General features: G+C 38.9%; 18 protein-coding genes. 13 read left to right on the forward strand and 5 right to left on the reverse strand.

What is annotated here, in order from left to right; genetic code table 11:
• Nucleotides 1-532: 532 nt before the first annotated feature.
• A complete protein-coding gene (locus tag IL355_RS18925) occupies nucleotides 533-1,150 on the forward strand; it encodes a LysE family translocator (RefSeq protein ID WP_192463673.1) in 618 nt (205 codons plus the stop codon).
• A 73-nt stretch (nucleotides 1,151-1,223) separates the two neighbouring features.
• On the opposite strand, the gene IL355_RS18930 is transcribed toward IL355_RS18925, so the two are convergent.
• A complete protein-coding gene (locus IL355_RS18930; RefSeq protein ID WP_192463675.1) occupies nucleotides 1,224-2,138 on the reverse strand; it encodes a universal stress protein in 915 nt (304 codons plus the stop codon).
• 153 nt (nucleotides 2,139-2,291) lie between these two features.
• Here IL355_RS18930 and IL355_RS18935 point away from each other — a divergent pair, with 153 nt between their 5' ends.
• Nucleotides 2,292-2,477 carry a hypothetical protein gene (locus IL355_RS18935; RefSeq protein ID WP_192463676.1) on the forward strand — a complete coding sequence of 62 codons (186 nt, stop codon included), beginning with the start codon at nucleotides 2,292-2,294 and terminating at the stop codon, nucleotides 2,475-2,477.
• Nucleotides 2,478-2,537: 60 nt separating this feature from the next.
• Here IL355_RS18935 and IL355_RS18940 read toward each other — a convergent pair whose 3' ends face one another.
• Complete coding sequence (locus IL355_RS18940; RefSeq protein WP_225621345.1) at nucleotides 2,538-3,227, reverse strand: Crp/Fnr family transcriptional regulator; 690 nt, start codon at nucleotides 3,225-3,227, stop codon at nucleotides 2,538-2,540.
• Nucleotides 3,228-3,345: 118 nt separating this feature from the next.
• Here IL355_RS18940 and IL355_RS18945 point away from each other — a divergent pair, with 118 nt between their 5' ends.
• The 9 genes from IL355_RS18945 (at nucleotide 3,346) to IL355_RS18985 (ending at nucleotide 12,732) form a co-directional block, all read left to right on the forward strand.
• On the forward strand, nucleotides 3,346-5,742 hold the full coding sequence (locus IL355_RS18945) for a heavy metal translocating P-type ATPase (protein WP_192463677.1): 2,397 nt from the start codon (nucleotides 3,346-3,348) through the stop codon (nucleotides 5,740-5,742).
• A gap of 68 nt (nucleotides 5,743-5,810) precedes the next feature.
• Complete coding sequence (ccoS, locus tag IL355_RS18950; RefSeq protein WP_187459189.1) at nucleotides 5,811-6,017, forward strand: cbb3-type cytochrome oxidase assembly protein CcoS; 207 nt, start codon at nucleotides 5,811-5,813, stop codon at nucleotides 6,015-6,017.
• Nucleotides 6,018-6,019: 2 nt separating this feature from the next.
• The gene (gene ccoN, locus IL355_RS18955; RefSeq protein WP_192463678.1) at nucleotides 6,020-8,218 is read left to right on the forward strand and encodes a cytochrome-c oxidase, cbb3-type subunit I; all 2,199 of its coding nucleotides are present in this window, start codon (nucleotides 6,020-6,022) and stop codon (nucleotides 8,216-8,218) included.
• Between the two features lie 6 nt (nucleotides 8,219-8,224).
• Complete coding sequence (locus IL355_RS18960; RefSeq protein ID WP_100871949.1) at nucleotides 8,225-8,401, forward strand: CcoQ/FixQ family Cbb3-type cytochrome c oxidase assembly chaperone; 177 nt, start codon at nucleotides 8,225-8,227, stop codon at nucleotides 8,399-8,401.
• An 11-nt stretch (nucleotides 8,402-8,412) separates the two neighbouring features.
• Nucleotides 8,413-9,294: a cbb3-type cytochrome c oxidase N-terminal domain-containing protein gene (locus tag IL355_RS18965; RefSeq protein WP_192463679.1), complete on the forward strand. Its 882-nt coding sequence runs from the start codon at nucleotides 8,413-8,415 to the stop codon at nucleotides 9,292-9,294.
• Between the two features lie 67 nt (nucleotides 9,295-9,361).
• Nucleotides 9,362-10,780, forward strand: coding sequence for a cytochrome c oxidase accessory protein CcoG (ccoG, locus tag IL355_RS18970; RefSeq protein ID WP_192463680.1), 1,419 nt, complete (start codon nucleotides 9,362-9,364; stop codon nucleotides 10,778-10,780).
• 7 nt (nucleotides 10,781-10,787) lie between these two features.
• Entirely contained in the window at nucleotides 10,788-11,231 is a 444-nt protein-coding gene (locus tag IL355_RS18975) for a FixH family protein (protein ID WP_187459185.1), read from the forward strand.
• Nucleotides 11,232-11,234: 3 nt separating this feature from the next.
• Nucleotides 11,235-11,942 carry a sulfite exporter TauE/SafE family protein gene (locus tag IL355_RS18980; RefSeq protein ID WP_192463681.1) on the forward strand — a complete coding sequence of 236 codons (708 nt, stop codon included), beginning with the start codon at nucleotides 11,235-11,237 and terminating at the stop codon, nucleotides 11,940-11,942.
• A 103-nt stretch (nucleotides 11,943-12,045) separates the two neighbouring features.
• Complete coding sequence (locus tag IL355_RS18985; RefSeq protein ID WP_192463682.1) at nucleotides 12,046-12,732, forward strand: GNAT family N-acetyltransferase; 687 nt, start codon at nucleotides 12,046-12,048, stop codon at nucleotides 12,730-12,732.
• Nucleotides 12,733-12,792: 60 nt separating this feature from the next.
• On the opposite strand, the gene IL355_RS18990 is transcribed toward IL355_RS18985, so the two are convergent.
• Together IL355_RS18990 and hemN are read right to left on the reverse strand one after the other, a co-directional pair.
• On the reverse strand, nucleotides 12,793-13,251 hold the full coding sequence (locus IL355_RS18990; RefSeq protein ID WP_192463683.1) for a pyridoxamine 5'-phosphate oxidase family protein: 459 nt from the start codon (nucleotides 13,249-13,251) through the stop codon (nucleotides 12,793-12,795).
• 72 nt (nucleotides 13,252-13,323) lie between these two features.
• The gene (gene hemN / locus IL355_RS18995) at nucleotides 13,324-14,676 is read right to left on the reverse strand and encodes an oxygen-independent coproporphyrinogen III oxidase (RefSeq protein ID WP_187459181.1); all 1,353 of its coding nucleotides are present in this window, start codon (nucleotides 14,674-14,676) and stop codon (nucleotides 13,324-13,326) included.
• 197 nt (nucleotides 14,677-14,873) lie between these two features.
• Here hemN and IL355_RS19000 point away from each other — a divergent pair, with 197 nt between their 5' ends.
• On the forward strand, nucleotides 14,874-16,007 hold the full coding sequence (locus tag IL355_RS19000) for a sialidase family protein (protein WP_192463684.1): 1,134 nt from the start codon (nucleotides 14,874-14,876) through the stop codon (nucleotides 16,005-16,007).
• A gap of 280 nt (nucleotides 16,008-16,287) precedes the next feature.
• Complete coding sequence (locus IL355_RS19005) at nucleotides 16,288-17,652, forward strand: hypothetical protein (protein ID WP_192463685.1); 1,365 nt, start codon at nucleotides 16,288-16,290, stop codon at nucleotides 17,650-17,652.
• Between the two features lie 475 nt (nucleotides 17,653-18,127).
• On the opposite strand, the gene IL355_RS19010 is transcribed toward IL355_RS19005, so the two are convergent.
• A complete protein-coding gene (locus tag IL355_RS19010) occupies nucleotides 18,128-19,030 on the reverse strand; it encodes a helix-turn-helix domain-containing protein (RefSeq protein ID WP_225621346.1) in 903 nt (300 codons plus the stop codon).
• Nucleotides 19,031-19,338 lie beyond the last annotated feature (308 nt).

Consider the following 19,338-nt stretch of genomic DNA (forward strand, 5'->3'; position numbering starts at 1 on the left):
CATCCCCATAAATCCCTCGGTAGGAAAAGCCCGAACAGAATTTTTAAAGAATTTTCATTGGGGCTAGCCCCAATGAAAAAAGAAGATTGTTTAACTTAGAACTGTCCGAAAACGGGTAAGTCTTCAACGAGTGCTATCGATTATTTTGAAGAGTTTCTTTACATATCGGTACCTTCTTCCAATAAAATAATTCAATATCATTTAGATGACATGGAGGTGGAACATGAATTTGAGTTATCTATTACTCCTTATCAGTTTAAGGTTTTGGCCTATGATTTAGACCATTAAACACTTTCAAACATATCTACAAACCGGGCTTAGCCCGGTTTTTTTATGGAATTACTACAATACAGCGGATATGGATAAGGCGAATGAAGACGACTATAATATTAAAATTGCTCCAAATGTTGCCTTATTAACGGGTTCTTGACGTCCTAAAAACCTCTAATTTCAATTTCTATTGACTCCAAATTTTCTTCTTTCAGATTAAAGCGTCCCCCTTGATAAACGTAGTATTGCTATAAAAAAATTTATGAATGTTCTTCTCTACATCCTATTTGGATTCCTAATTGCAGCTTGCGGGAGTATTGTCCCCAGTTTTCTGAATATGACCGTAGTGAAATTCAGTTTAAGAACCGGAAGTAAATCGGCCTTGTTCCTAATTGCGGGGTTTGCTACGGTTCTATTTTTCCAAGCCAATATTGGGGCTTATTTATCGAACGTTTTAATGCAGAATTCCGAACATATTACCCTGATCCAAAAGATTGGAACAGGAATTCTACTTGTTTTATCCTTTAACTTTTTCCGCTTGCACTTTGGAACCAAAAAAGAACCCGGAAGAGAGGAGATTGACAAGTCAAAGGCGTATTTGCACGGTATAGGAATGTCTTTGCTCAACACCTTTGCCATACCATTTTACTTTACTACAATTTCCATATTGATAGGGATGGAACTTTTTACGTACTCAGTTATTAATGGTGTTATCTTCTCCATTGGTTCCACCTTAGGTTCCTTTATTTTATATTCTGGATATGCTTTTTTGGCGGGTAGGCTTGAAAAGAAAATAAGTTCTCTTGCTGGTAATATGAATTTGGTATTGGGATGCTTAACCGGCGTTGTGGGTATTGGGAATTTTATATATCTACTTTAAGTGTTCATGACAGCTCCAAAAAAAAGCCCCTTTTCGTAAAAAGGGGCTCCCACGTGTTAGTCATTGTTAGTTGCTAGTTTACGTGTTGTTTTGTCATTATATCTTTTTGATTTTTCTTCTTCGGGTTTTTGTATAAAATAGACATCTCCGGTATCACCATTAAAGGTACTTGGGCTTCAAAAGTCTTTTTGTTTACTATAGGTTCTTGGGTAATGCTGTCCACATAACTATTTCTGTAATTAAGCATTGCCAATAAATGTATATCCAGCTCTTTATTAAAGGCCAATAGGGTGTTTGAAATAGATTTTACCTCAGAAACTGTATGAACATAGTGTTCAATTTCATTCAGGTATTTTCGTAACATACCTAAATTAAAGCGCTGAATTTCTGTCAGTGGTTTTATACGATCTTGAATGTGAACAATTCTTATTGTGGCATTAAAGGTTTGCGCCATCTCAATTAGTGGTTCCAACTCAGAATGAGTGTAGAACATATTGAAATCCGTACTAAAGGAGATTTCATTAGGTTGAAAAAAATCGATATCCCGCGGTACAGCTAAAAGGGGACAATTCTTTATGGTTTTGATGAGTCTTACCGTATTCTTTCCCATATAAATATGGTTTCCGTCCGTCATTCCCTTACTTCCCATAATGATAAGGTCTATGTTTTCGTGCTCAACAAAGTTATTTACCTCATCGGTTAAAAGGCTAAAAGAAGAATAGGTTTCAAAATAGTGCTTGGGGTTGGGCCCGTTTCTTTGTATTCGTTCAACTAATTCCTTGAGTCCTGCTTCGGAATAGTTACTAGATCCTTTTTGATGTTGTTTTTCATCCCTGTGCTGGGCCATAAACCTACTACTTACTATGGCAGGTGTGTACGTGTTGAGCAAATGAAAAACACATTCCTGGTCCTTAAATAGTTCTTGGGCATAGCAAACAGCTTGCCATGCGTTAAGCGAAAAATCCGTAGGTATTAATATTTGCTTCATAAATTCACTTGCTAGTTTCAGGTGGTAAAATTAGGGGCATTAAAATCCTGAAACTATGACATATATCAGGTTTTGATAAATTGTTTGGTACGTCCTTTGTTGGAGGTTTAAGCGGTTGATTTAAATGGTTTAATAATTTAAAAATGTTAGATTATGAAGAATAGACCTGTCAAAGTTTCATTAATCGGAAAAGAAAATGACAATGTTTACCAAATTAAGTTCCCAAAGCTGAATATACCGGTAAACGTAAATGAGGAGCTTTATAAAAGAATGCTTCGTAGCCCTCAGTACCAATTTGATAATTTAAGGCAAGACAAGCGAGAAAAGCATTTCGCTTGATAGGTAAAAAAGACCCATGCGGGAATTTTTTCCTGCTTGGGTCTTTGTTTTTAGGTGAAGTTAAAACCCTTGAGCGAGGTCTTTTAGTCCGCGCTCATCGGCAATTTTTATTTTCTTTCCTGAGGTATCTAAATATCCTTTTTTCTTGAATTCGGAAATAATCCGAATACAACTTTCGGTAGCGGTACCCACTACATTGGCAATATCTTCCCGAGAAAGGGTGAGTCTTAAAAAACCCTTGTTATCCTCTCCAAAATTTTGTTTTAAATAAAGAAAGGCTTCCGCCACTCTTTGCTTTACTGTTTTTTGGCTCATGTTTACAATTACATCATCGGCTTCTTTTAAATCATGGGCCATATGACGAAGAACCTCTATGGCAAAATCAGGATTACGTTGAAGGGTACTAAGAATATTTTCCTTAGGAACAAAGCATACTTCCATGTCATTAACCGCAACGGCGCTGAGGTTGGTATGTTCTTCCGCTATGACCGAACGCTGGCCTATAACCGAACCCTTGGTAGCCAATTTCACAACTTGATCCTTACCGTTGGTACTCAGTTTTGAAAGTTTGGACACACCGTCCCTTACGCAGAAAACGCCATCCAGTTTTTCGCCCTCTTCAAATAAGGGGTCTCCTTTTTTAATTTTTTTGTAGACCTTAGAGTCCGAGACCTTTTTGAGCTCGTCTTTGGTCATTGCACGTAGGGAGTTAAATTGCCTTACGATACAATTTTCACATCTGCTTTCCATAAGTTGATTGTTATACCTGACAAAACAAAAGTATTTCCACTAAAATACACAAAACATGACAATTATCATGTTCTAACGAGGTCTTAAATCTGAATTTTGTGATGTATAAGCAAAGTCAATGGAAAATACGAATTGTTACCACTGTGGTACCGATTGTGGCAGAAGCCCCGTCGAGTATGACGAAAAAGCCTTTTGTTGCAACGGCTGTAAAATGGTTTATGAAATTTTTTCGGAAAATGACCTTAGCTATTATTATGAACTACAGTCGGCCGCCGGGGCTACTCCCCAAGAACAGGAAGGCAAATATGATTTTTTAGATGCTCCCGCCATTATTGAAAAACTATTGGAATTCAATGATGGCAATATGCAGGTAGTAAACTTGTATATACCCCATATTCACTGTAGTTCGTGTATTTGGATTTTAGAAAATCTGAACAAACTAAATACTGGAATCAAGGGCTCTCAGGTAGATTTTCCAAAAAAAACAGTTCGTATTACCTTCAATTCGGAGGTTATTAGCCTGAAGCAATTGGCCATTATGATGAACCGTATTGGTTATGAGCCCCAAATTACTTTGGCCGATTTTGATGAAAAGCCTACCAACGTAGACCGCAGTTTAATTTACAAACTGGGTATTGCGGGCTTTGCTTTTGGAAATGTGATGTTCTTGAGCTTTCCGGAGTATTTTGATTTGAATACCAATCAAGAAACAGGAGGGGAGTATTGGCTAAATGAATACCAAGACCTTTTTAGGTGGATTATGTTTTTCTTCTCGCTTCCTGTAGTGCTGTACTCAGGAAGGGATTATTTTATTTCGGCCTTTAAAGGTATTCGCTCCAGAATGTTGAATATAGATGTGCCCATCGCATTAGGAATTTTGGTGCTCTTTTTGCGAAGTACGGTAGATATCATTTTCAACTGGGGACCTGGGTTTTTTGATTCCCTTACAGGCCTTGTTTTCTTTTTATTGCTCGGGAAGTTCTTTCAGCAAAAAACCTATTCCTTTCTCTCCTTTGAAAGGGATTATAAATCTTATTTCCCAATTGCCGTGACGCGTTTTACGGAAGAAGGGAAGGAAGAAATAGCCCAGATTTACGAAATTAAAAAAGGCGATAGACTACTCATAAGAAATGAAGAATTAATACCTGCGGATGGTGTACTCATGAAGGGTGATGGGCATATCGACTATAGTTTCGTAACGGGGGAAGCAGAACCGGTACGTAAAAAGTCCGGTGAAAAGGTTTTTGCGGGTGGAAAGCAACTTCATGGGGCCATAGAGATGGAAATTGTAAAGCCAGTTTCACAAAGCTACCTAACCCAATTGTGGGGCAATGCGGTTTTTAACGATGAAAAATCCGGAAGGTTCCAAACCTTGACCGATAGTATTGGTAGAAGGTTTACCATAGCCGTCTTGAGTATTGCCACGATATCAACTTCTATATGGTTGCTGATAGACCCTTCCTTGGCATTGAACGTGTTTACGGCCGTGTTGATTATTGCATGCCCTTGTGCCATTGCCTTGGCGGCACCGTTCACCTTAGGAAATATGCTGCGCATTTTCGGAAAGAAGAAATTCTACCTAAAAAATACTCAGGCCATTGAGCAATTGGCGCAAATTGATACCGCTATTTTTGATAAGACCGGAACCATTACCACCTCCGCCAAAAGTGTTGCCAATTATGAGGGGCTTCCCTTAACGGAGGAAGAAGAATCTCTTCTAAAAAATACTTTACGTTCCAGTAATCATCCTCTAAGTAGAAGCTTGTATGATTTGCTGGCGGAGCATGATATTGAAGTTTTAGAGGATTATGAAGAACTTACCGGAAAGGGAATTCAGGCTTCCGGAAGTAAAGGGAACATTAAAATAGGCTCGGCCGATTTTGTGGGCAGTCCTTCCGCCCAAAATATAGAAAATACATCCGTACACATAAGAGCCAACGATGCCTACAAGGGCTGTTTTGTGTTTAGAAACACCTATAGGAAAGGAGTTGCCCATCTTTTTGAAGAAATGGGGAAAGAATTGCAATTGGCCCTTCTTTCGGGAGATAATGCAGGCGAGAAAAAGCGGCTCCAGGCATTGTTGCCTGCTACCACACCTTTTTATTTCAACCAGAAACCGGAAGACAAGCTCCATTTTATTAAAAAAATTCAAGAAAAAGGAAAAAAGGTGCTTATGGTGGGAGATGGGCTCAATGATGCGGGTGCCTTAGCACAGGCAAATATAGGAATAGCCATTTCGGAAAACATCAATGTGTTTTCACCTGCTTGCGATGCCATATTGGATGCGACCAAGTTCAATGAGCTGTATTCCTATATACAAGCTTCAAAAAAAGCGATGCGCATCATAAAAATGAGTTTTGTACTGTCGCTAATGTACAATATGGTAGGGCTCTATTTTGCTGTGAGCGGACAGTTAGAACCAGTTATAGCAGCCATTCTCATGCCTTTAAGCTCTATTAGTATTGTAGCCTTTACGACGGTTGCCACCAATATTTTAGGAAAAAAACTGAAATAATTTCAAAACCTGATGAATGTCATATTTAATCCTTTTTACCAACTGTAGTTTTACACCAAATTAGAAAAATGAGTGTCATTTATATTTTACTCGCTATAAGTATTGTGGTTGCCTTGGTCTTTTTTGCCGCTTTTATCTTTTCGGTAAAAAGGGGGCAGTATGACGATTCGTATACGCCATCGGTACGAATGCTTTTTGAAGACGAGCTCGTAAAAAAAGCCACAGAAAAACAAAACGACCTTAAACAAAATAAACCTATCGAACTAAATAATTGATTATGGAGGTACAGCAATTTTATTATGATAACAAGATTGTAAAGAAATTTCTTTATGCCACTATGGTATGGGGCATTGTGGGTATGTCCGTTGGGCTCTTGTTGGCCTTTATGTTCATGTTTCCCAATTTAACCGATGGTATTTCTTGGTTAAGTTTTGGTCGTTTGCGACCATTGCATACCAATGCCGTCATTTTTGCCTTTGTGGGGAACGCCATTTTTGCGGGGGTGTACTATTCTATGCAACGGCTTCTTAAAACAAGAATGTTCAGTGATGCTTTGAGCAACGTTAACTTTTGGGGCTGGCAGTTGATCATTGTTGCTGCTGCTATAACCCTTCCTTTAGGTTTTACAACTTCTAAGGAATATGCAGAGCTTGAATGGCCCATAGATATTGCTATCGCTATTATTTGGGTGGTTTTTGGGTGGAATATGATTGGTACCATTCTCAAAAGAAGGCAACGTCATCTTTATGTGGCCATCTGGTTTTATTTGGCAACTTTCGTTACCGTAGCCGTATTACATATTTTCAATAGTTTGGAGCTTCCCGTTAGCGGATTAAAAAGTTATTCGGTATATGCCGGTGTACAAGATGCATTGGTGCAGTGGTGGTACGGGCACAATGCGGTGGCTTTCTTTTTGACTACACCTTTCTTGGGGCTTATGTACTATTTTGTACCTAAAGCTGCCAATAGACCTATCTATTCCTATCGTTTATCGATTGTACACTTTTGGTCATTAATATTTATCTATATCTGGGCCGGACCTCACCACTTGTTGTATTCTTCATTACCCGATTGGGCACAAAATCTGGGGGTTGCCTTTTCTGTAATGTTGATCGCTCCATCGTGGGGAGGTATGATTAACGGACTTTTGACCTTGCGTGGGGCGTGGGATAAAGTCCGTACCGACCCTGTTTTAAAATTTATGGTAGTAGCCATTACCGGTTATGGTATGGCCACTTTTGAAGGACCCATGCTGTCTTTGAAAAATGTAAATGCCATAGCCCACTTTAGTGATTGGATCATTGCCCACGTTCACGTAGGGGCCTTGGCCTGGAACGGTTTCTTGACTTTTGGAATGATTTATTGGTTGGTGCCTAAAATGACCAAAACAAAATTACACTCCTTAAGTCTGGCAAACTTCCACTTTTGGATCGGTACTTTGGGTATTGTGCTGTATGCGCTGCCCATGTATGTAGCTGGTTTCACCCAAGCCCTTATGTGGAAAGATTTTAATCCTGACGGAACCTTGGTCTATGGTAACTTTTTAGAGACCGTAAACGAGATAATGCCCATGTACTGGATGCGTGCCATTGGGGGTAGCATGTATATTATCGGTGCTTGTGTGATGATTTATAATGTTGTACTGACCATCAAAGCCGGTTCTATAATTGAAGATGAGTTGGCAGAGGCTCCTGCCTTGACCAAAGTTTCTAAAAGAAGAACGGCCGGCGAAACTTTTCACACTTGGTTGGAGCGCAAGCCCATTCAATTGACCATTTTGGCCACCATCGCCATCTTAATAGGTGGGATAATTCAAATTGTTCCCACCATTTTGGTAAAATCGAATATACCTACCATCACCAGCGTGAAGCCTTATACTCCTCTGGAATTGGAAGGGCGAGACCTTTATATCAGGGAAGGATGTGTGGGTTGTCACTCACAGATGGTAAGGCCCTTCCGTAGTGAAGTAGAGCGATATGGTGAGTATGCGAAAGCGGGCGAGTTCGTATATGACCATCCCTTCCTTTGGGGTAGTAAACGTACAGGACCTGATTTGTTAAGGGTAGGGGGCAAGTATTCAGACAATTGGCACCTTAACCACATGTACGATCCGCAAAGTACTTCTTCCGGTTCCATTATGCCAGCTTATCAATGGCTGGTGCGCAATGAGCATGATAGAAGTGGCATTAAGGCCAAGATGGAAGCCATGGTTTCCTTGGGCGTTCCGTATACGGATGAAGATATTGCTAATGCAGAGCAGTCTATGGCCCAACAAGCGGAACAAATAGAAAAGAATCTGTATACCGATCCAGATTTTGCCGCAACCTACGAGGCGGATAAAAAATATGCACAAGAAAACGGTGAGGATTTTGTTGAAATGAGAGACCGTGAAATCGTGGCCCTCATCGCTTATCTGCAGCGTTTGGGTACGGATATTAAGATTAAAGAAACTGATGAATTACTATCAAATAACTAAGAGGTCATGTTGAAATTCGTAAAAGGTCATATGGAAACGATAGAGGGCATTGCCACCTATCCAATGATATCATTACTCATATTCTTCGTCTTTTTTGCATTGCTTTTTTGGTGGGTTTTTACCGCATCAAAGCCATATGTAAAAGAAATGAGCGAATTACCCTTAGATGAAAACAACCAATAAAAAATAGAATTATGAAAAACAATTGGTGGATAAAAATTCCCGTAGCCTTCTTCCTCGTCCTGGGACTAACGGAATATATGGTGGATTCCGGTGAAATGCCGGCATTCATAGAGAATAGGATGGTACAGGCTTTTTTAGTGTTCGTTTTAGTATTGTTAATTGCCATAGCATTGATCATCAATGCTATTGAGAATGTAATGTTCCAGACCTTGTCCGAAGAAGGAAAAAAGCGGTATTTGGACTCCAAGAGTAAAGGTTGGGAATGGAGCTGGGGTAAAAAGACCTATAAAAAATTATTAGGTTCCAAACCTGTGGAGGAAGAAGGTGAAATTATTCTCGACCATAATTATGATGGCATTCAAGAATTGGACAACAATTTACCACCATGGTGGGTATATATGTTTTACGCTACCATAATTTTTGGTGCTATTTATTTGGTGCGCTTCCACATTTTCAATGACTATGATCAAGAACAGGAATTTAAGACCGAAATGGCCATTGCAGCTCAAGAAATTGAGGAATATAAGAAGACGGCAAAAGATTTGGTCGATGCAAGCACGGTTGAAATGCTTACCGATGCCGCTGATTTAAGTGCAGGTAAGGCCATTTTTGAATCCAATTGCGTTGCTTGCCATATGGCCGATGGTGGAGGGGGTATTGGTCCTAATCTAACCGATGAGCATTGGATTTTAGGTGGAGGCATCAAAAATGTTTTCAACACTGTTTCCGAAGGCGGTAGGGATGGAAAAGGTATGATTGCCTGGAAACAAACCTTAAAGCCTGCCGAAATTGCTCAAGTAGCTAGTTATGTATTGACATTTCAGGGTACCACTCCTGCCAATCCTAAGGATGCCGAAGGTGATATTTGGGTAGATACGGAAAGCGCTGAATAATCAATTACAACCTCGGTAGACCTAGAAATAGAAGAAAGCTTAAAATCCAATTAACAATATCTTATAGATGTCACAAGACGGCGAAAATTTTAGGGATAGTATTGGTACCATCAATGATGAGGGTAAGCGGGCTTGGGTATTTCCCAAGAAGCCCAGCGGCAACTTTTATCAATACAGAAAGTATGTTAGTTACTTTCTGTTGGCTATTCTATTCGCGAGTCCGTTTATCAAAATAAACGGAAACCAATTTCTTATGTTCAATGTACTGGAGCGTAGGTTCAATATTTTTGGTTTCCCGTTTTGGCCACAAGATTTTCACTTGGTGGTGGTTTCTATGATTATTGGTGTGATTTTCATTGCCTTGTTTACGGTAGCCTGGGGTCGTATTTTTTGTGGTTGGATGTGCCCTCAGACCATTTTTATGGAAATGGTTTTTAGACGCATCGAGTATTGGATAGATGGGGACCGAGGAGCTCAAATGAAACTGGATCGCCAGCCTTGGAACGCGGAAAAAATAAGAAAGCGTGTCACCAAATGGATTATCTTTTTTTTGATATCCTTTTTAATTGCCAATGTGTTCTTGGCCTATCTCATTGGTAGCGATCGCTTGTTGGCGTATATCGCAGATGGCCCTTTGGTACACGTAAGTACCATGGTTTCCTTATTGATTTTTACCGCTGTTTTCTACTTTGTTTTTGCCTGGTTCAGGGAGCAGGTATGCATAATTGCGTGCCCTTATGGTAGAATGCAAGGGGTGTTGTTAGATGATAAGTCCGTTGTGGTAGCCTACGACCACAAGCGTGGGGAAGCGGAAAACGGAAGAAAGAAATTCAGGAAAAATGAGGATAGGGATGCGCTAGGTTTTGGAGATTGTATCGATTGTTTTCAGTGTGTGAACGTTTGCCCCACGGGAATAGATATCAGAAACGGAACCCAATTGGAATGTGTCAATTGTACCGCATGTATAGATGAGTGCGATACCATTATGGAAAAAATTGACAAGCCCAAGGGTTTGATTCGCTATGCCAGTGAAGCGAATATTGAAAAAAAGGAGAAGTTTAAGTTTACCCCAAGATTAAAGGGCTACACCGCTGTACTCACCGTTTTAGTTGGAATCTTAGTAGGAATGCTCTTTCTAAGAAATGATGTGGAGGCCAATATACTAAGATTGCCCGGGCAGTTGTATGAGCATAAAGAGGGTAATATAATCAGTAATGTGTATACCTATAAATTGGTGAACAAAACGGTAGAAGATGTAGATAACGTCAGTTTCAAACTGCTTTCGCATAAAGGAACGGTAAAATTGGTGAGTGGGGACTCTTTTATGGTTCCGGCGCAAGACCTGGCAGAAGGGACACTGTTTATAGAAATCAACCAAGCAGCGATTAAAAGTGATAAAGAAAAAATAAAAGTAGGTGTGTACAGTGGTGGTGAACTGATAGAAACCACTAAAACCGCCTTCTTGGGTCCAAGGAGTTATAATTAGATGTGTTATGAAAATTAATTGGGGAACAGGAATCGTATTGGCGTTTGTGGCTTTTATCTCCTTCATTCTGTTTTTTGTAGTGAGAATGAGTATGGACAATAGGGCCGACCATGATTTGGTCACCGAAGAATATTACAAACATGAATTGGCTTATCAAGATGAAATCGATGCCCAGAACAATGCCAAGAAATTAGAGAAAATTCAATTGAAGAGAACGGAAGAAGGCTTGCTAGTGGTCTTTCCGGAAACTATAGATTATAAAAAAATAAAAGGAAAAGTGTCCCTTTATAGGCCATCCAATAAACATTTGGACTTTGACCTCGATTTGCGTCTGTCCAACACATCTTTGCTTATACCTGACACTCGTTTGTTGGGTGGCCGTTGGGACCTTAAAATAATGTGGGAATACCAGGGAGTGGAATTCCTTCAAAAAGAAAGCTTTAATTATTAAGTAATGTTGTTGTCCGCCCTCATACTCGGTTTAATGGGAAGCTTGCACTGCATAGGCATGTGCGGCCCCATTGCCTTTATGCTGCCGGTAGACAGAAACAACAATTTAAAGAAATTTGCTCAAATTTTTCTGTATCATTTGGGGAGGCTGTTTGCGTATGGAATTCTGGGGCTGCTGTTCGGTTTTTTAGGTAAAGGTCTGTATGTTTTTGGCATGCAACAGAATCTATCGATTGCTATTGGGGTACTCATGATTATTTTGGTGCTTATCCCTGCTAAACTCCTAAACAAATACAGCATTTCCAAGCCAATTTACCACCTGATTTCCAAGGTTAAATCCCGTTTGGGAAAAGAGTTTAAAAAGAAAAGTGCAGACACTTTTTTGACCATAGGTTTTCTCAATGGCCTATTGCCTTGCGGACTGGTCTATATGGCATTGTTTGCTTCCATAGCCATGGCAGGGCCTGGCGAGGGTGCTTTATATATGGTGCTTTTTGGTTTGGGAACCGTGCCGTTAATGACCGGAGTGGTGTATTTTAGTGGATTGCTGAAAGGAGAACAACGTTTGAAAGTACAAAAGTTGATTCCTGTTTTTGTGGTGGTCGTAGCTTGTCTCTTTATTCTTCGCGGTCTCGGTTTGGGCATTCCTTACGTTTCTCCTGCTCCAGTACATCATATGGCAGCTACTGCTACCATGGAATGCCATAATTGATTGCTGCTATTTTAAGTTGTTATCTACTACCTTCCTGGGGGGCAAATGCCTCCATTTCATTTATCTTTGCATTTTTTCAATCAATTCCTAGATTTACCTATTGATGATTACACTAGAGGAACAACTTAAAAATCCTGTTTGGCATTCCTTGAACGAAACCCATAAAAAGTTTGCGATTGAAATAAACGGAGTGCGTTTTTACAATCCTGAGGTTTGCCCTTTTGGTTCTTTTGAAGACAAGTGTAAGACAAAAGTTGCCTCCAATGAATATGTACAAAACATTCAAGAGTTTTTCTATGTATCGGAAAACCAAACTCCAGAAATTGACGAGGAAAAAATTGAACTTTTAAAAAAGATTGATGGTTGCCAGATGGTTTTAAATCAGTTGACGAATGTTGAAATTACGGAGAAAATAGTTCCCCTGTCCAAAGAAATGATGGATGAGATCTATGATTTAGTTTGGTTGGTCATGCCGGGATACTATAGAAAAAGAACTTATGAAATGGGTAATTACTTTGGTATTTTCAAAGATGGGAAATTAGTATCGGTTACCGGGCAGCGAATGCAGACCGATCAATTTATTGAGGTAAGCGCAGTAGTCACCCACCCAGATTATACAAGACAGGGCTTGGCCAGGCAATTAATTGCACATACCACCAAAGAGATTTTGCAAGAAGGAAAGAAACCTATCTTACATACAAATAAGGGAAATTTGGCCATTTCCCTTTATGAAAAATTAGGCTTTGAACTGACCAGGGATATGAACTGGTGGCTCTATAGAAAATTATGAGTTTGTTGTTTGACTCTTCGAGGTTCGATCTTTAATATAGAATGAAGCCCAGGGGTGCATCTATTTTGATTCCCTATACTTTCCGCTAATATTATTTATACGAATAAGATAAGCTACAGGGGCTTCCTTTCCGGTGATGTTCGCCGAAAAATCACTTATGGATTTAGGGTTGCCATCTTTGCGGTCTTCAATAATTTTCTGTACTCCTTGAGCAAATTTATGGAGGTACTTTTTAGCCGTACTACCTTTAAGTTCTTCAAATCGCCCTTGTATTAATACCGATTGCCAATGGTGTACATCTGCTATGTTATCTACTTGAAGGGAAACAGCGGGAAAGCGTCTCATGGACTCCAATTTGTGACCTATAAAGGAATAACTGATAATGCACTTTTCTTCAGCATCATGAAAATAGGTAATGGGAATAACGCATGGACTTTGGCCAGAGACAAACCCTAATCTTCCTATATAGTTTTCTCCCAGCAATTTCAAACAACCGTCTGTATTTAAATTTTTAATCATTTTTTCTTTTAAGTTAAGTAATTTTTTGGTCGCTGGACAGTATGCTCCAATTTTCATATTGATTTTTCCCTACTAGATAGTCATCGAAAACAATCTTGTTTCAGGAGCTTTCCTTTGCAAGTGAAGGTCAAAAGCCATACAAACATTGCGTACAAAGGGTCTTCCTTTCTCGGTAATGCGTATTCTTGCACCGGAAACTTCGATTAAGCCATCGGTTTTCATTTCATCCAATTTTGCCAATGCTACGTTGAACAAATCTTCTTCCTGTTCGTGCCAGCTTGTTTCTAGGCGGCACATTAAATTGAGAATATGCTTTCGTATGTTCTGGTCTTCTTCAGAAAGTATGTGGCCCCTAAAAATTGGTATGACATCATTCGCTACCAAATGTTGATACTCCTCAATGCCTTTTACATTTTGTGCAAAACCATACCAACTATCACTTATGCTAGAGGCACCTAAGCCGATCATCAATTGTGTATGGGCATCGGTATATCCCATAAAATTTCTATGTAGGTTACCTTCTAGCACGGCTTGGTAAAGATTATCCGCTGGTAAGGCAAAATGGTCCATCCCAATTTCATAATAACCGTTTTCCAATAAAAGTGCCTTGCCAATTTCATATTGTTTACGTTTCTCATCGGCAGAAGGTAAATCACTATCCTTATAACCGCGCTGTCCATTTCCTTTTAACCAAGGGGTGTGGGCGTAACTATAAAAAGCCAACCGGTCTGGGCGTAATTCGTTGGTTTTTAAGATGGTTTCCTTTACATGATTTTGCGTTTGATGGGGCAGACCGAATATGATATCGTGACCGACCGAGGTATAGCCTATTTCACGGGCCCATTCGGTCACCTTTTGTACATTGGTGAAAGGCTGCACCCTTCTAATGGCCATTTGTACCGTTAGATTATAATCCTGTACGCCAAAACTCACCCTTTTAAAGCCCAAATTATAAAGCCCTTGCAGGTGTGCTTTAGTTGTATTGTTCGGGTGGCCCTCAAAACTGAATTCATAGCTTTCGGCACGGTCGGCTTTTCTAAAAATACCGTTGATCAGCAATTCAAGGTTTTCAACGGAAAAGAACGTGGGCGTACCTCCTCCTAAGTGAAGCTGTTTGATTTTGGGTCTTTTACCCAATAGGTCAACATATAATTTCCATTCTTTTAGTACCGATTGTATATAAGGTACTTCCACTTCATGCCTTTTGGTTATCCTTTTATGGCATCCGCAGAACGTACAGAGACTTTCACAAAAAGGGAGATGAATGTAAAGGCTAATTCCTTCCGATTTACTTTCTTCAAAGCTTTTAAGTACCGAAGCTTCCCATTTTTTTCCAGAAAAATCATGGATGTTCCAATAGGGTACCGTAGGATAGCTTGTATACCTGGGTCCCGCAACATTATATTTTTGAATTAATTGGCACATAGATAGAATTTTAAAGCAAACTTAGGATTTAGCGCTACCTTATAATATGACATTTGTCAGGTATGGATACCCTTTCATGAACCACAGGCTAAAAAACCACCAGTTATAGATAAGAAATTGGCAGAATCCTTGCGAAGTTGTTTTGTATATTTCCAAATCAAAACTTTATTCATTGTAGAACATTAGTATTTGCTCCTATGACGTATTTAAAATATACCTTTTTACTCTTTGCTATTACCTTGGGATTATCGGCACAAAAACAACAGAAACCCAATGATGTTACCGGTAAATTCTTTATTCCCCCTATGGAGAAAGTTGGGGAGGGAGCCCTATTAAAAAGAGATTTTATCTATGAATTGGACAACAGGCCAGAGGCCAGTGCCCATGCTTCTACCATAGTGGAAACGCCGTCTGGCCTAGTTGCAGCCTTTTTTGCAGGGCCCCATGAAAACCATCCAGATGTGGGGATTAGGGTGACACACCTAAAAAATAATAAGTGGACTTACCCCGTGGAAGTGGCCAACGGATTTCATAACGATACGTTGAGGTATGCCACTTGGAACCCCGTTTTGTTACAGCCCAAAAACGGACCTCTTTATCTTTTTTATAAAGAAGGACCCAATCCACGCGATTGGTGGGGAATGATGAAAACCTCGACAGATGACGGCCATACCTGGACATCAGGAGAGAAAATAGGGGAGAATGAAAAAGTTGGGCACCTACTGGGCCCGGTAAAGAACAAATCGTTTCAACTGGCCGACGGAAGCATTCTACATCCTTCGAGTAGTGAGCGTATAGAAGGCGATGAGACTTTTTGGAAAATACATTTTGAAAAATCGAATGCGGATATGAAGAATTGGGAGGTCATTGGACCTATTCACGACGGAATTGCCTTTGATGCCATACAGCCCAGTATTATGCAAATGAAAGATGGTAGGTTGATGATATTAGCCCGTACGCGGCAGGGAGTTTTGGGGCAATCGTGGTCAGACGATAACGGACAAACGTGGAGCGATGTCAAGGGCATCGATTTGCCCAACCCTAATTCCGGCACGGATGCCGTGAGCTTAAAAGATGGTAGACAATTGTTAATTTATAACCATAAGGTTAGAACCAAGGAGAATAGGGGTAGGGACCTCTTAAACCTTGCCATATCCGAAGATGGAAAAAATTGGAAACCGGTCATGACCCTTGAAAATGTAGAATCTGAACATGGCTATGCGTACCCAGCTATTATTCAGACAAAAGACGGATTGGTTCATGCCACCTATACTTACAACCGAGAGACGGTAAAACATATTGTAGTAGACCCAAAAAAGTTGGGCAAGTAGTGTTGCCATAGGATTAAAGAAGCCATTCGCACACCTCAATCTCCGATGAGATTATAGTAACATTTTGAGCCTCATACCGAATATCAATATGCGGTATGTAGGTTGAAAATTCTAATTTCAAGCTGTCTTAAATATAAGGGAAGCTAAAAGAAGTAAGGCCTACATCCATTAAAATCAAGTTTACGTCGGAAAAAGTGTCAGAAAAAAAGTTACCGACAATTTATACAGTAAATTTATTAAGATTATTTAAGTGTTTTTTAGAAAAACTACCCTATCTGATATGAAGTGCCTCAATATAATTTCTCTTTTTCTTCTCTCCTTTATCATCTTAAATTGCTCAAAAGATACAAGTTCTACTAATGAACCGGATACGGAAGAAATAGCTGAACCAACCCTTGAAGAACCTAAACAAGAGATTTATTTCACTTTAGATGTAGATAAACATTATCAAACGGAAGGAAATCAAGACAATTGGATAATACTTCACGATGCTCAGGGAATATTATTAGACTATCTCGCATTTGAAAATGGAGAACAATTAATTTTTCAGAAAAGGAGCGATAGCATTCCGGACAGCTTTTCAGTCACTCTTCTTAAAGTCCAATTTAAGAACTCGGATACATGTATTGGAGATGCTACTCATGACATCGAAACGTTTCCTGACATTGCAAAAGGAAGTAGGTGGTCTGTTCCAAATAAGGGAGTATTCATCAGCGAAAACGCCACAACTGAGGCAATAGGGAAATTTAAGCTTATTGTATCTGATATTCCAGGCAATGATGGCTTTCAACTCTTTAATAGTAGTTCTATATCTACACCGAGGATTGATTATCCTGCTAGTGGCACGGTTATTCCGAATGCCTCTAAGACTGCCATGAGATTAGAGTTCCATCCAATGGATCTTTTTGAAAACACTAATTATTTAGTATCTATAATGGATGAGGACCTAAACCTAAAACATAAGTTTTTTGAGAGTCCTAAATTAGATGAAGTTGTGACCTTCAATTTTAATGAATTTCAACAATATGACTCTTACGCCTATCTGCCTCCATTCCCTCCAAATCTTTCTAATATATTCAGATTGGTAGGTCAGATAAAGGGTGAAAACAGAAAGCATGATTTAGGCTATCTTATTCTACAACAAATTAATACAGATGTTCAAAATCCTTTGCCCTTAGGATTTTTAGACCAATTTGATTATTATGAGACACTTTTGCATATTAATTTTGAAAATTTTAATTATAGCTATCTTAGAAATGGGCCAAAACCAGAAATTATCTTTCCCGATGAGCCAGTACTAGATATTGCAAATACTGAGATTGCCAATTTTGAAATGAGCACCGATTTTGAGTATATTAGAAAAGAGAATGCATGGCGTAGCCCCAATTCAGATACTTGTTCTTATACCAGTTGGAGAATTTATTCAGAGAAAAGTAATTATCCTAAAAACCTAAAGGTACCGCAGTCTATTACTGATCAGTATGAATTACTGCAAATTAATGACTTAGAGCTACATAACTCTCGATTTTTTATACAATCTGATTCATACCACGATTTTATTTCTAATAAATTTGAAGTTACACCCTCAACGAAAGTTATAGAGCAGTATACCACAGAGATTATATCGATTTTTCACGCTGAATAAGTATACCTCAAGGACGAAAGTTCCAAAGGTTTGGACCTTTATGCTTTCTGGTCTTTCAAGTGGACTTACACCTGTTAACTGGTCATTAAAAAAAGAGTATTTTGACTGTTTGAAATAACTCAGAAAACATGTCAAAAAAAAAGAGTACACAACGGAGTTTAAGGAAAATTCTGTCTAACTGGGCTATACCTGGGATACCGCCGCAGAGGTATATAAATTGAAAACTTTAATTTTAAGCTGTCCTAATTTTGCGGAAAGGCTACAAAAGGGGTAAGGCTACACGACCACATGAACGTCTTCGAAAAATTAAATATCGTAGATGTATATGATTCATTGCTTTCAATATTTGGATTAGCAAAAAGTCAAAAACCTGAGAAAATTGTAGGGAATCTTCCGATTAGCCAATACCAAAATCCAGCAATTAATTTTATAGGGTGTAACCATTTATAAGCGACTTGATAAGTTGATATTCATATCATTTTTTTTCTACGACATAAGTCTTGGTCAGTTTATCATATAAATTCTGATTTTTATCATCCCAAAGAATCCAGATAATAGGAATGATAAAAAAGCTAAATACACCTTTTAAAAGTTCACGAATAGCACCTTCCGTTGCTTTTTTATAATCATCTCCTGTCTCTGATGATATAACTTTTAAACCAATGATTCGGTGTCCTAAATTACCAGTGAACATTGGGTAGAATATGGCTCCAACAATTAGCCCAAAAATAGCGGCAAATCCAAACCCGATAGGGTTATCTCCATTAAGGTAATCTTTCAACGATGGGGTCTTATAAATTATGTAGGGTATAATAATAGTGATAGTATAGACCATGGTTTCTAATAGATTGGCTATAAACCGTTTTCCTTTTGAGGCTAAGGTAAACCCATGAACTAGATTACTGTTAGTATTAGCTTCAAATTGCTTTTTACTGTTAATTAAATCTTCTACGTCAATATCTAAGACTTCGCATATTAATATCAGTGTTTTTCCCCTTGGTTCACTTTCATTATTTTCAATTCGTTGTATTGTTCTTAAATTTACTTTTGATAATTCGGCTAACTCCTCCTGTGTTAACCCTTTTGATTTTCTCGTTTCACTAATTTTCTTTCCGATTATATTCATTCTAAATTTTGTTTGAATTGTACCAAAGTTATTAAGGAAACGATATTCTTGATAACGGTTTGATGGCGGTTTATTTGCGACATTCTTACGACATTTGATCAAATGTTCACTTTGTCGTACTTCATTAAAGTTAAATTCAGTAATGGTTTTTATGGTTGTAGTGCTATAAACGTAATGGAGCAAATCAGCGCTTGATTTCCGCCAAGTACATAGCGAAATCTTTCGGTTTTGTTTTTTCTTTTTTTGTGTCAAAGCGAAATCCTAAAGATTTCGCGACATTATAAAGATACATAGACCTTAGCGTTTAAACCCTAAACCCGTATTGTTTATAGCCATTGTGCCTGTTGCACAAGTTAAGAAAAAAACGGTCTTGATCATTGCCGTTCGGTAGATCGATCGTAACTTTAGGTATGCAGGGAAAAAAGGATTACCAGGAAAAACTGTTCGCACATTTCCAGTTGAGCGAGCGTATACCCGAGAACAATTTCTACAGGCGTTTGAAAGGGGCTTTGGACCTTGACTTTCTCTACCCTTTGACCAAGGGGTATTATGGCGAAAGC

The organism is Euzebyella saccharophila (assembly GCF_014855495.1).
GTDB classification, from domain to species: Bacteria; Bacteroidota; Bacteroidia; order Flavobacteriales; family Flavobacteriaceae; genus Euzebyella; species Euzebyella saccharophila.